This is a genomic window from Candidatus Thioglobus sp. NP1, from assembly GCF_003326015.1.
GTDB lineage: Bacteria > Pseudomonadota > Gammaproteobacteria > PS1 > Pseudothioglobaceae > Pseudothioglobus > Pseudothioglobus singularis_A.
Genome location: NZ_CP023860.1, coordinates 1,417,835 through 1,430,313, shown reverse-complemented (window position 1 = coordinate 1,430,313; position 12,479 = coordinate 1,417,835). Strand labels below are relative to the sequence as shown.

General features: G+C 34.7%; 12 protein-coding genes. 7 read left to right on the top strand and 5 right to left on the bottom strand.

Going from position 1 to position 12,479, the window contains the following annotated elements; all coding sequences use genetic code 11:
* Positions 1-27: 27 nt before the first annotated feature.
* The gene (locus CRN91_RS07345; RefSeq protein ID WP_114115781.1) at positions 28-3,213 is read left to right on the top strand and encodes an efflux RND transporter permease subunit; all 3,186 of its coding nucleotides are present in this window, start codon (positions 28-30) and stop codon (positions 3,211-3,213) included.
* Here the strand turns inward: CRN91_RS07345 and ruvA are convergent, their stop codons facing one another.
* Genes ruvA through leuC form a run of 3 tightly spaced genes read right to left on the bottom strand, consistent with a single transcriptional unit; the run spans position 3,214 to position 5,818 of the window.
* Entirely contained in the window at positions 3,214-3,807 is a 594-nt protein-coding gene (gene ruvA, locus CRN91_RS07340) for a Holliday junction branch migration protein RuvA (RefSeq protein WP_114115780.1), read from the bottom strand.
* On the bottom strand, positions 3,804-4,418 hold the full coding sequence (leuD, locus tag CRN91_RS07335) for a 3-isopropylmalate dehydratase small subunit (protein ID WP_114115779.1): 615 nt from the start codon (positions 4,416-4,418) through the stop codon (positions 3,804-3,806). Before leuD ends, ruvA begins: the two co-directional genes overlap by 4 nt.
* Positions 4,415-5,818: a 3-isopropylmalate dehydratase large subunit gene (leuC, locus tag CRN91_RS07330; protein WP_114115778.1), complete on the bottom strand. Its 1,404-nt coding sequence runs from the start codon at positions 5,816-5,818 to the stop codon at positions 4,415-4,417. The genes leuD and leuC overlap by 4 nt, the downstream gene beginning before the upstream one ends.
* Before the next feature lie 133 nt (positions 5,819-5,951).
* Between leuC and CRN91_RS07325 the strand changes: the two genes are divergently transcribed.
* Together CRN91_RS07325 and rnhA are read left to right on the top strand one after the other, a co-directional pair.
* Positions 5,952-7,724 (top strand): N-acetylglutaminylglutamine amidotransferase, encoded by a 1,773-nt coding sequence (locus CRN91_RS07325; protein WP_114115777.1) that lies wholly within the window; start codon positions 5,952-5,954, stop codon positions 7,722-7,724.
* A 3-nt stretch (positions 7,725-7,727) separates the two neighbouring features.
* Positions 7,728-8,168: a ribonuclease HI gene (rnhA, locus tag CRN91_RS07320; protein WP_114115776.1), complete on the top strand. Its 441-nt coding sequence runs from the start codon at positions 7,728-7,730 to the stop codon at positions 8,166-8,168.
* Between the two features lie 8 nt (positions 8,169-8,176).
* Here rnhA and CRN91_RS07315 read toward each other — a convergent pair whose 3' ends face one another.
* Complete coding sequence (locus CRN91_RS07315; protein ID WP_114115775.1) at positions 8,177-8,707, bottom strand: pseudouridine synthase; 531 nt, start codon at positions 8,705-8,707, stop codon at positions 8,177-8,179.
* On the bottom strand, positions 8,700-9,131 hold the full coding sequence (locus tag CRN91_RS07310; RefSeq protein ID WP_114115774.1) for a type II toxin-antitoxin system RatA family toxin: 432 nt from the start codon (positions 9,129-9,131) through the stop codon (positions 8,700-8,702). The genes CRN91_RS07315 and CRN91_RS07310 overlap by 8 nt, the downstream gene beginning before the upstream one ends.
* On the opposite strand from CRN91_RS07310, the gene smpB reads away from it, so the two are divergent.
* From smpB to CRN91_RS07290, 4 genes are all read left to right on the top strand, one after another.
* The gene (smpB, locus tag CRN91_RS07305; RefSeq protein WP_114115773.1) at positions 9,130-9,606 is read left to right on the top strand and encodes an SsrA-binding protein SmpB; all 477 of its coding nucleotides are present in this window, start codon (positions 9,130-9,132) and stop codon (positions 9,604-9,606) included. The two genes, CRN91_RS07310 and smpB, sit on opposite strands and share 2 nt — an antisense overlap.
* Before the next feature lie 178 nt (positions 9,607-9,784).
* A complete protein-coding gene (locus tag CRN91_RS07300) occupies positions 9,785-10,057 on the top strand; it encodes an HU family DNA-binding protein (protein WP_168177020.1) in 273 nt (90 codons plus the stop codon).
* Between the two features lie 61 nt (positions 10,058-10,118).
* Complete coding sequence (locus CRN91_RS07295; RefSeq protein WP_114115771.1) at positions 10,119-11,108, top strand: alpha/beta hydrolase; 990 nt, start codon at positions 10,119-10,121, stop codon at positions 11,106-11,108.
* Positions 11,105-12,418, top strand: a complete 1,314-nt coding sequence (locus CRN91_RS07290) for an NAD(P)/FAD-dependent oxidoreductase (protein ID WP_114115770.1) — start codon at positions 11,105-11,107, stop codon at positions 12,416-12,418. Before CRN91_RS07295 ends, CRN91_RS07290 begins: the two co-directional genes overlap by 4 nt.
* Positions 12,419-12,479 lie beyond the last annotated feature (61 nt).

Genomic DNA, 12,479 nt, shown 5'->3' with positions numbered 1-12,479 from the left:
CCCTTTTAAATTAATTAATAGTTTTTTATGGAATCTTTCCTAGAGTTTTTAGTAAAGCAAAAAAAGTTTGCTCTTGTTTTCTCACTAGCATTTATTGCAATTGGTGTTTTGTCAGTGGTTGGGATGCAAAGAGATCAGTTTCCTACAGTTGACTTTGAAGTATTAAGTGTTACAACTGCATATCCTGGGGCTTCTCCAGAGGATGTTGAGAAAGCTGTTACAAATGTTATTGAAGACGAACTACTAGGCGTAAGTGGAATTAAAGAAGTTACATCAACATCCAGAGAAGGCATATCTAGCATTATTGTTACACTGGAGGCAGATCTTAAAGATGTAACAACAGTAAAAAATGATGTTCGAAATGCAGTAAGTCGTGTTAAAGCTTTCCCTGAAGAAGTCACAGACCTACCTGTAGTAGTTGATTTTAATGTCAGTGATTTCCCAGTTATTACTGTTAATATTGATAGTACTTCAGGAAATTTTGATCAGGCAAGGCAAGTTACAGATGAGCTGCAGGTGGCATTATCTAGAATTAAGGGAGTCGCTGCAGTTGATAATCCTAGCTATCTTGAAAGCGAAATACAGATAAAAGTTAATCCTCTTAAGCTTGATAAATATAACATGTCAATTAATGAGGTTATATCTGCAATATCAAGTCGAAATGCACGTTTTACTGTTGGTGGTAATAATCAAGAAAGTTTGGAGAAAAATATTGTAATACTTTCTGAGTTCGAAAGTATTGATGATATTAAAAATGTTGTTATTAAGTCAAGTTTTGATGGTCCAGTAATTAGGTTAGATGATATTGCTGAGGTTTTTAGAGGGCAAGAAGAGGAAACCTCTATTACTAGGGTAAATGGAACTAAGGGCTTTGTCCTTAAAGTTAGAAAGCAAGCGCAAGCTGATATTATTAGAACAGTTAAAAGAGTTAGAGCGAAAGTTTCAGACATTCAAGTGAATGTTCCAGATGATATAAATATTTTTTATACTGATGATTCTTCTGAGGCAGTTGAAAATAGGTTGGATATTATTATTAAAAATGGCTATATTGGTCTTGCCTTAGTATTAATTGTTTTGGGTGTCTTCCTTTCAATTAAGACTGCTTTCTGGGTTGCAGTTAGTATCCCAGTTACATTACTTGGGACAGTTTTTGGATTAGGTCTAACTGGAAATACTATTAACCTTATTTCTCTATCAGGCTTTATTCTTGTTTTAGGGATTGTAGTGGACGATAGTATCGTTATTGCTGAGAGTATTCATCACTATAAATCCAAAGAAGGAAATCTCTATAAAAATGTTGTAACAGGATTAAAACGAGTAATTTTGCCAGTTATAACAACAATTATATCTACCATGCTGGTAATGTCTTCTTTTTTCTTAATGGGTGGAGTTCTAGGAAAATTTATTTACGTTTTGCCTGTAGTTGTTATTTTTGCTCTTGGAATATCATTTTTAGAGATTACATTTGCTTTACCTGCTCACTTAGCAACCAAGAAAAGTAGTAAGCAAAAAACATGGTTTATACCTATTGAAAATTTTTACAATAAATGCATGCATCGTTTTTTAAGATGGCGCTACTTGATTGTCCCTATTTTCATTGCTCTTTTAGTTTACTCAGCAATGTTCGCGATGAAAAATATTCCATTTAACTTGTTCCCTTCAAGGGGAGCAACAGTAATGTTTGCAAATATTGAGGCTCCAAATGGGAGTTCTGCATCCTATACTGAAAATATTGTTATAGATGTTGAAAACCATATCGTCAATGAAATTGGTGAGGATCTTAAGTCTTATACAAGTACTATTGGTAGCTATTTTACCAATAGGGCTGATATTGAAATCGCTTTAACACCAACAAGTGATAGGGAAAGAACTGCAGAAGATATGCAGGAAAAACTTAAAGCCTTAGTGGCAGAAGTGGAAGGTGCTGAAGAAATTAAAGTTTCATTACTTCGTCCTGGGCCTCCGCAAGGGGCTGATATTGAGGTAACACTCGTATCTGATAATGATTCTCAGAGAAGCCTTGCTGCCGATAGGCTTGAAGAAATACTAAGAACAATTAAGGGTGTTGATAATATTAATCGTAATGATGAGATTGGAAAACCTAGAATTGAAACAGTGCTTGATTTTGATGAAATGGCACGTCTAGGCGTTGATTATTCTGCAGTATACCGTCATCTTAGAACTGCTTTTTCTGGGTCTTATGTAACAGATGCAACTATTGCAGGAAAGGATGAGGATATTAGGATTTACATTGGTGAAAATGACTACACTGAAAACTTTATAAAGAATACAACTGTAAAGAACCGTCAAGGCAATTCAATTCCTATGAGTCAGTTCTCAGCACTTCGAGAGATTGCAGGTGAGCCAGACTATAACCATTTAGATGGAGATCGCTCTATTAAAGTTACAGCAAGTATTGCTGATGGGCGCCCTAGAGGTAGGCCAAGTAATGTTGAGCAAGATCAAAGCCAAAATCAAAACTCAATTGAAGATGAATCCATAGCCCAAAAGCCTGAAGAGGCTCCAAAAGCAAGAGGAGGAGGCCGACCACCTTCTAAGGCAATAATATTGGCCCAGGCTTTGAAAGAGCTTAATGTTTCAGTTGATTTTCCTCAAGTATCAATTATTACTGCTGGAGGAGCACAAGAGTCTATTGATTCGCTTCAAGATTTTCTGAGGGCTTTTGTTGTAGCAATATGTGGTATTTATCTTTTACTAGCAATACTCTTTAATTCATACTCACAACCAATGCTTGTATTGGCCGCAGTTCCATTTTCTTTAATTGGAGTTGTTTGGGCATTTTATTTTCATGGTGAGCCACTAAGTTTCTTTGCATTGACTGGTTCATTAGCTTTGATGGGGGTGATTGTAAATGACTCCTTGGTGATGGTGAGTCATTTAAACTATATTAAGGCAAAGAGTGCAGAACTTGAAGATAAAATTGTTTGGATAGCTCGAGGTTCTCGAGATCGTTTAAGAGCAGTTGTCCTTACGACACTTACAACAATGGCTGGTGTTTTGCCTCTTGCTTATGGTATTGGTGGAACAGATGTATTCTTGCAGCCAATGGTTCTTGCTCTTGGTTATGGATTAATATTTGGAACAGTGCTGACTCTTATTCTCCTGCCATGTATGTATTTGATGAATCATGACTTTATTAATATGCTTGGAAGGATACGAGCGAAGTTTTCAAGAAAAAAGGCAGTTGGATAATTACTTGTTTTGAAGAGCTTGGCGAATAAGCTGCTCTGTTGAAAGGTCTTTGTCTTTAATTTTTGAAACCATATTATTGGCCTCCTTAGTTTTGAAACCAAGCGATTGAAGTGCTTCAATAGCTTGCTGAGTATTAGGGTTGCTACTCTTTTGAATTGCATTGTTTGAAATAGAAGAGCTAGTTAGTTCGACCTTACTTAACCTATCTTGAAGTTCAACAATGAGCTTTAAAGCAGTCTTTTTTCCAATCCCTGGAGTTTTTGCTAGAAGATCAGAGTCTTCATTAGCAATACATTCAATAAGTGATGGAACAGCTAGGTGTGATAATATTGCAAGGGCTACTTTAGGGCCAACACCATTTACTCTTATTAACTCTCGAAAAATATTTTTTTCATCTTTTGAGATGAATCCAAATAAAGTATGAGCATCCTCTTTAATACTAAGATGAGTAAAAAGTAAGATTTCATCATTTAAATTTCCAAGTTCATAAAATGTTGACATTGGACAAAGTAGCTCATAACCAATACCAGAAACTTCTAGCAAGATTTCAGGTGGATTTTTACTAATTATTTGACCTTTAAGATGACCAATCATAACCAGGGAAACTTATTAAAGTGATTGTTTTCAAAAGAGCGAATCTGATTTTCATATTGTAATGTTAAACCAATATCATCAAGACCATGAAGAAGTCTTCGCTTTCTTTCAGGGTCAACATCAAAATTAAATACCTGACTTTCTGTGGTAACTGTTTGATCTTGAAGATCAATGACTATTTCACCTGAATAACTAAATAAACTATCAACAATATCATGACTCAAAACAATTGGAAGAATGCCATTCTTAAAGCAATTATTGTAAAAAATATCGGCAAAACTAGGAGCAATTATTGCACGAAATCCAAAATCCTCTAGAGCCCATGGTGCATGTTCTCGAGATGATCCACATCCAAAATTTCTTCTAGTTAATAGAATTTTTGCACCTTTAAAGACTGGATTGTTTAAAACAAAATCAGGATTAATAGGACGTTTTGAATTATCCATTCCTACTTCTCCATGATCTAAATAACGCCATTCATCAAAAAGATTTGGTCCAAAACCACTTCGTTTAATTGATTTTAAAAATTGCTTTGGAATAATTGCATCTGTATCTATATTTGCTCGATCAAGTGGCATAGCAATTGAGCTTAATGACGTAAATTTTTTCATGATTTCACTGCTGAAAAATGACCTGCAATAGCGCTAGCTGCTGCAATTGCTGGACTAACTAGGTGAGTAAAGGAACCCTGTCCTTGTCTACCTTCAAAGTTTCTGTTTGAAGTACTTGCGCATCTTTCTCCTGGCTCTAATTTGTCAGCATTCATTGCTAAACACATTGAACATCCTGGTTCACGCCATTCAAAACCAGCATCAGTAAAAATTTGGTCAAGACCTTCAGCTTCAGCCTGTTGCTTTACAAGACCAGAACCCGGAACAACTAGGGCAAGCTTGATATTTTTAGCAATTTTTTTACCCTTAGCAACTGAAGCTGCCATTCGAAGATCTTCAATTCTTGAGTTCGTGCAAGAACCAATAAAAACTTTATCTATAGAAACTGTACTTAATGAAGTATTTGGTTCTAGATGAATATATTTTAGGGCATTACGAATACTTTCTGCTTTTACTAGATCCTTTTCTTTTTCTGGATCAGGCGTTGATCCATTTATATCAACTACCATTTCTGGCGATGTTCCCCAAGTAACCTGAGGCTTAATAATGCTTGCATCTATAACAATTGATTCATCAAAATTTGCGCCTTCATCACTATGAAGTGTTCTCCAATATTCAAGTGCTAAATCCCAATTTTTATCTTTAGGAGCAAATGGTCTGCCTCTTACATAATCAATTGTTTTGTTATCAACAGCTACGATACCAACTTTTGCTCCTGCTTCGATTGACATATTACAAAGAGTCATTCTTCCTTCAATGCTCATTGATTCTATAGCGGTTCCGCAGAATTCAATTGCAAATCCAGTTCCACCGGCAGTTCCAATTTCTCCAATTACATACAAAGCTAAATCTTTGGCACTAACATCATTATGTAGATCACCTTTAATTTCAATTTTCATATTCTTAGCTTTGTTTTGCCAAAGACACCCAGTTGCTAAAACATGTTCTACTTCTGAGGTGCCAATCCCAAATGCTAAAGCTCCTAGAGCCCCATGAGTTGTTGTATGTGAGTCACCGCATACAATAGTCATCCCTGGAAGAGTTGCTCCTTGTTCAGGTCCCATTACATGGACAATCCCCTGACGAATATCATTCATTGTTATTTCTTCAATATCAAATATTTCACAATTCTTATCTAAGGTTTCAACTTGAAGCCTAGATACAGGATCACTAATACTACTTATTCCACTTGATCTTTCAGTTGTTGGTACATTATGATCAGGCACAGCAAGATTTGATTGGTTGCGCCAAACTTTTCTTCCTGAAATAGAAAGGCCTTCAAATGCTTGAGGAGAAGTGACCTCATGAATGAGTTGCCGATCAACATAAATAAGGGTTGCACCATCCTGTTCAAGAACTATATGAGCCCTCATTAGTTTGTCGTAAAGAGTTTCTGACATTATTACTAACTAATACTTGATAAAATGACTATTTTACATTTCAAAGGTAACTTCAATTATAGAAATACACTAAAGAGTATTTTGTCAATATGTGGTTGTTTTGAATTAGAAATTAATATTAAGGTTTGAGTTTATGTGTGGTATTTGTGGTCAATTAAGATTTGATAGAGGAACTCCTTCTTCAAATTCTATAAAAAATATGATGAGTAAACTCTCGAGAAGAGGTCCAGATTCAAGTGGACAATGGTTTGAGGGCTCTGTTGGTTTTGGTCATCAGAGATTAAGTATTATTGATTTATCTAATTCTGGCTCCCAGCCAATGAAAGATAATACTTTAAATTTAACACTAGTTTTTAATGGCACAATTTATAACTATAAAGAACTCCGTTCTAAATTAATTGATAAAGGTTATAGTTTTTTTTCTAGTTCAGATACTGAGGTAATTATTAAGTCATACCATTTCTGGGGAAAGGACTGTGTTAAACACTTAGATGGTATGTTTGCTTTTGCAATTTGGGATAGCTTATCAAAAAATCTTTTTATAGCAAGAGATCGAATGGGAATCAAGCCTCTCTACTATAATTTGACTGATAAAGCTTTTACCTTTGCTTCAAACAGTCAAGCATTATTAACTCAAAATCTTGATAAAAGTATAAATCCTATTGCCTTACAGCAGCAGTTATCACTGCATGGTGTTGTTCCTGCTCCAAATACTATTATTAATGGAATTAAAAAATTAAGACCAGGTACTTTTATTATATTAAATGAAAATGGAATTGTAGACGAGCAAAGCTATTGGTATCCAAATGCTTCCAGATATGAAAGTAATATTTCTGAGGATGATTATATTACAAGAACACATGAACTCCTTTCTAAAGCAGTGACTAAAAGAATGGAGGCTTCAGATGTCCCTATTGGGGTTTTATTATCTGGAGGCCTTGATTCCTCTCTTATTGTCGCACTTCTGAAGGAGTCAGGCCATAAAGACATTAGGACTTTTTCTATTGGATTTGAAGATATTGATGATGAAAATGGTAGTGAATTTGAGTATTCAGATCAAATAGTCTCTAAGTTTCAGACTAATCATAAGAAATATTTATTGAGCAATAAAGAGGTACTACCAAGACTTTCTGAAGCAATAAAAAATATGTCTGAACCGATGGTTGGTCAAGATGCAATTGCTTTTTACTTACTCTCTGAGCAAGTATCAAAACAAACTAAGGTTGTCTTATCTGGTCAAGGAGCTGATGAGGCATTTGCTGGCTATTTCTGGTATCCAAGGATGTTCAAAGAGCAGGGCGATGAGGTTGAAAGATTTTCAAAGCATTATGTTGATAGACCTCATCATGAATTTTTGCAGACTGTTATGCCTTTTTATCAGGGGGAAGACCATACAAACAAATGGTTAACTAAAGAATTTTCAAAGCCTGGGGCAGATAGCTTTATTGATAAAGTGTTTCGTACTGATATGACAAGATTAATAGTTGATGACCCTGTTAAGCGAGTAGATAATATGACTATGGCATGGGGTCTTGAAGCGAGAGTACCATTTATGGATACAGATCTTGTCGAGTGGGCTTTACAGATTCCACCATCATTAAAGATGAAAGAAGAGGGGAAATATCCACTTAAGCAAATCGCTCGACAACTTCTACCTAGTTCAGTAATTGATAGAAAGAAAGGTTATTTTCCAATGCCTGCTTTGAAGTACGTTCAAGGTGATTTTTTAGAATTTATGTCTGATATACTTTCATCAAGTTCCTGCATCAATAGAGGTATATTTGACCAAAAATATATCAATAAAGTGATTAATTCACCAAGGGATTATATGACTTCATTGAATGGGTCAAGGTTGTGGCATCTTGCGCTTCTTGAGTATTGGATGCAAATTAATATAGATACTTAAATTATGGAAAAAATTGTAATATATACAGATGGTGGATGCCGTGGAAACCCTGGAATTGGTGGTTGGGGAGTTTGGCTTCGTTATAAAGATCATGATAAAAAACTCAAAGGTTCTGAGTTAAATACTACCAATAATAAAATGGAGCTTACTGCATCTATTAGGGCTCTAGAATCAATTAAGTCAAGTGATATTAATGTTGATTTATATACTGACTCAAAATATGTAATTCAAGGGATTAATGATTGGATTGAAGGATGGAAAGTTAAGAACTGGAAAACTGCAAATAAAAAACCAGTAAAAAATGTTGACCTATGGAAACAACTTGATACACTCAATCAAAAATTCTCAGTAAATTGGATATGGGTTAAAGGTCATAGTGACGATCCAGGAAATGATATGGCTGACCTTTTGGCAAATCAAGCTATGGATGAAATTAGTCAATAATTGCAAACCTAGAGTCTCATATAAGAGCCAGAGGGTAAATCATTTAAATTCCATTTATCAATACTAGTTCTTATAAGTCTTAAAGTAGGAAACCCAACGACAGCTGTCATCCTTCTAACTTGACGATTTTTCCCTTCAGTAATTGAAATTTCAATCCATGACGTGGGGATGTTTTTTCTAGATCTAATAGGTGGAGATCTACTCCATAGCCATGATGGTTTTTCAATTAATTTAGCATTTGCAGGCTTACTAATTCCATCTTTAAGTTGAACACCATTATTAAGAGCAATCAATGCATTATTATTAATTAGCCCCTCAACTTGCACAATATAAGTTTTAGATTTTTTATATTTTGGATGAGAAATTTTATTTTGAAGTTTCCCATCATCAGTCAAGATAACTAGTCCTTCTGAATCTTTATCCAATCTTCCTATTGGATAAATACCAGAAATTTTAATATACTTTGCAAGAGTATTTACTTCCCCACTAAATTGACATATAACGCCATATGGCTTATTAAAAGCAACTAGTCTAGCCATAGATATCTTTTGCTCTAGAAGTAAAAGCATCAAGCTGAGAGTTTGCTATTTTTTTAAAGATTGGAGAAACAGCCATATCAACCAGTAATGATTTAAATTTAAACTGAAGTGTTAGATGAATTTTTGTTGCATTTTTTCCAAGAGCTTCAAACTGCCATTCACCTGAAAGCTGCTCAAAAGGACCTTCAAGTAATTGCATCTTAATTGAATTAAAGGGTGTTAATGTATTGAGTGTTGAGAATGACTGGTTCATTCCACCTGTATTAATCTTTACCGAGGCAGTGATTTGTTTCTCAGTTTGATTTAAAATAGATGAAGAATCACACCAGTTTAAGAATTGAGGGTAGTCATTAATATTATTAACTAGCTCAAACATTTGCTGAGGTGAATATGGAACAATAGCACTTTTTGAAATATGATGCATGGCAAAAAATAAAAAAGATAATTTAAATACAATCGCTTTAAATAAAAAAGCTAGGCATGACTATTTTATCGAACAAACCTTAGAGGCTGGTCTAAGTTTACAAGGCTGGGAAGTTAAAAGTTTGAGAGATAATAAAGTTCAAATTAAAGAAAGTTATGTTATCTATAAGAGTAATGAACTCTTTCTTTTTGGAGCGCATATATCTCCACTTAATTCAGCATCAAGTCATGTCGATTGTGATCCAATTAGAACTAGAAAATTACTTCTTAATAGGCTCGAGATAAATCGACTCCGAGAAAAAATTACTCAAAAGGGCGCTACAGTTGTGCCATTGAAATTATACTGGGCTAGAGGTCGAGTAAAATTAGAGATCGGCTTAGCTAAAGGAAAAAAGGGCCATGATAAACGTCAAGATATCAAAGATAGGGATTGGAAGCTCGATAAAGCAAGAGCATTAAAAGACAACAATCGGTAAATTTTAATTTTTTTTTAAATTATTTTTCAAACAACTTTATTTTGATAGTACAATAACCACTAGATCAGGCGTTGGAGGCAGATTGTTTCTTATGATTCTTTCCTCCTGAAACAGGTATAAAAAATAACCTCTTTCGCTTCATCTTTTTTTTAACAAACTTTTATTGGAGAGAATTAAAATGAATAAATCAGAATTAATAGATGCAATTGCTTCAGGTGCTAACTTATCAAAGGCTGATGCAGCAAGAGCTTTAAATGCAACAACTGGTGCTATTACTTCAGCAATGGCTAGTGGTGATGGTGTTCAACTTACTGGTTTCGGTAGCTTCGTTGTCAGAAGTCGCGCAGCTCGTACTGGTCGCAACCCACAAACTGGAGCAACAATTCAAATTAAAGCTTCAAACGTTGCAGCTTTTAAAGCTGGTAAAGCATTGAAAGAAGCTTGTAATTAAAAAAGCTTTATAGATAGTTAAATTAAGGCGCTTAGGCGCCTTTTTTTATTGCTCAAAAAAAATGAATAATTTTAATATTAAGTTAATTTCAATTTTTTTAATAATTATTGTTTTATTAGCTTCAACATATATTGGTATTGGTTATTTTATATATTCAACACTCGCAAGAGCTGAACCAGGATGTGCAAATAACTGTGAGAATACTCCCAGTAGTTTTAAAGATAATGAAGAAATATCAAACTTTCCATTTGAAAAATTTGCTGTTCAATATTGGGAGCATAAGCAATTCAAGGGTGGAGATGAAGGTATCCAAATTGATGCTTGGTGGATTCCAATAAGTAAAGAAGGTCCTGGAGATGCTCCAGTAATTATGGTCACACATGGGCTTAGAATTAGTAAGTTTGATCCTGATATGTTGTTAGTTGCGGGTATGTTGAATCATAGTGGCTTTAATGTCTTGTTATTTGATTTGAGAGATCATGGTAAATCAACCATTGAAGATGGCAAGGTAAGTCTTGGTACTAAGGAATATAAAGATGTTATCGCAAGTGTAGATTGGCTTATTAAAGAACAAGGCTTCGAAAATAAAAGTATTGGGATTTATGGAGATTCTATGGGGGCAGCAACTGCAGCTATAGCTTTTGGAATGGATAAACGAATTCAATCCTTGGTTCTAGACAATGGCTATCTTGACCTTAATATAATAATTAAAGAAGAGCTTCAAAGAGAGGGCTATCCATCATGGTTAGCTCAGGGAGCAATTTGGGCGGCTGAAATATTTGGTAATGAAGACTTTTTAGAGTTATCACCTAAACTAGCGTTTATAAATCATATGAATAGGCCAATTTTTGCTATGCATGGAACTGCTGATACAAGAGTATTGCCTCATCACACTATTGACATGAAAATTCTTGGTGCCCAAAAAAATGCTAATTTACTTACTTGGTTTCCAGAAGATGCTGGGCACTCTGATATAAAGTATATGTATTCTCAGGAGTTTTCTGATAAAGTGGTTAATTTTTTTAGAACGAGTTTAAATGGAAGGTTATGACCAAATTTTCTCCTTATTGGTGGGATGAGCAACCGCAATTTAAAAATGAAAAAGAATTTCCTTTTTCATCTGATGTTGTTGTTATTGGTGCTGGCTTCACAGGTCTAAGTGCTGCACTAACATTATCAAAAGCAGGTAAAAGTGTAATAGTAGTTGATTCTGCAGCTATTGGTTATGGTGCAAGTACTAGAAATGGTGGAATGCTAGGATCAGGGCATAAAGTTTCAACAGATGATGCAACTCGTCAATATGGTCCAAAGATAGCTTCTCAATTACATCAAGAGGCAAATGCCTCTCTAGCTTTTACCACTAACTTAATTCAAGAAAATCAAATTGAATGTGAATTACAATTATGCGGTCGATTAAGAACAGCATGGTTACCTAAAGACCAGATTGATATGTCAAGTAATTTAAAAAAATTACAATCTATTGAGAATTTTAATTCAAACATGATTAACCCTGAAAAGATGCCTGAATCCATTAAAACTGATTTATACTTTGGAGGTCAACTCTTTAAGGATCATGGTGCTGTTCAGCCCAGAAAATTTCATTATGGATTACTTCAGCTTGCTATTAAAGCAGGTGCAAAAGTCTATGGAGAGTCTGAAGTATTTGATGTGAAACGTGAGTCTAATGCTAAACATAATACATTTAAGATATCTACTATAAAAGGATCAATTTTATGTAGTGATGTTCTGATGGCTACGAATGGATATACTCGTAATAATCTTTCCAAATACTTAGCTAGAAGAGTTCTGCCAGTTCCAAGTTTTATAATTACTACTGAAGACATTGGTGTTGAAAAAGTCCAGGCACTCTTGCCTGGTTCGAATTGTATCGTAGAAACTAGAAAAAGATACTGCTACTATCGCCCAACTCCATGTGGTCGCAGAATTATGCTTGGAACTAGAGCAGCAATGCACGCTGTATCTGCTGAAGAAGCATTACCAATTATTAGAAAGATGTTGTTGGAAATTTTCCCTAGCCTAGAAACAGTGAAGATAAGTCATTGTTGGACTGGATTCACTGGATTTAATTATAGTAAGCTACCAAGTCTTGATTGTAATGATGGTGTTTATGCAGCCTTAGGATACTGTGGGAATGGGGTTGCTATGGCACCATATCTTGGTCATAAAGCTGCTTTAAAAATTCTAAATCCAGAAAAAAGAGTTACTGTCTTTGAAGAAATATCACTTCAAACTCGCCCTTATTATTTTGGGATACCTTGGTTTCTTCCATTAGCAACGATCTACTTTAGAGTTTATGATTTATTTGACTACTATAGACGTCAAAGAGCTTTAAAAAAATAAATAAGCTAATAACTATTTTGTAAGAAGTAAATCGTTTTTATTTCTAAACTGAAGAAATATT

What these genes read in the sequence shown, in the direction of transcription:
- CRN91_RS07345 (WP_114115781.1), top strand. Translation starts at nt 28, where the DNA reads ATGGAATCTTTCCTAGAGTTTTTAGTAAAGCAAAAAAAGTTTGCTCTT.
- ruvA (WP_114115780.1), bottom strand. Translation starts at nt 3,807, where the DNA reads ATGATTGGTCATCTTAAAGGTCAAATAATTAGTAAAAATCCACCTGAA.
- leuD (WP_114115779.1), bottom strand. Translation starts at nt 4,418, where the DNA reads ATGAAAAAATTTACGTCATTAAGCTCAATTGCTATGCCACTTGATCGA.
- leuC (WP_114115778.1), bottom strand. Translation starts at nt 5,818, where the DNA reads ATGTCAGAAACTCTTTACGACAAACTAATGAGGGCTCATATAGTTCTT.
- CRN91_RS07325 (WP_114115777.1), top strand. Translation starts at nt 5,952, where the DNA reads ATGTGTGGTATTTGTGGTCAATTAAGATTTGATAGAGGAACTCCTTCT.
- rnhA (WP_114115776.1), top strand. Translation starts at nt 7,728, where the DNA reads ATGGAAAAAATTGTAATATATACAGATGGTGGATGCCGTGGAAACCCT.
- CRN91_RS07315 (WP_114115775.1), bottom strand. Translation starts at nt 8,707, where the DNA reads ATGGCTAGACTAGTTGCTTTTAATAAGCCATATGGCGTTATATGTCAA.
- smpB (WP_114115773.1), top strand. Translation starts at nt 9,130, where the DNA reads ATGGCAAAAAATAAAAAAGATAATTTAAATACAATCGCTTTAAATAAA.
- CRN91_RS07310 (WP_114115774.1), bottom strand. Translation starts at nt 9,131, where the DNA reads ATGCATCATATTTCAAAAAGTGCTATTGTTCCATATTCACCTCAGCAA.
- CRN91_RS07300 (WP_168177020.1), top strand. Translation starts at nt 9,785, where the DNA reads ATGAATAAATCAGAATTAATAGATGCAATTGCTTCAGGTGCTAACTTA.
- CRN91_RS07295 (WP_114115771.1), top strand. Translation starts at nt 10,119, where the DNA reads ATGAATAATTTTAATATTAAGTTAATTTCAATTTTTTTAATAATTATT.
- CRN91_RS07290 (WP_114115770.1), top strand. Translation starts at nt 11,105, where the DNA reads ATGACCAAATTTTCTCCTTATTGGTGGGATGAGCAACCGCAATTTAAA.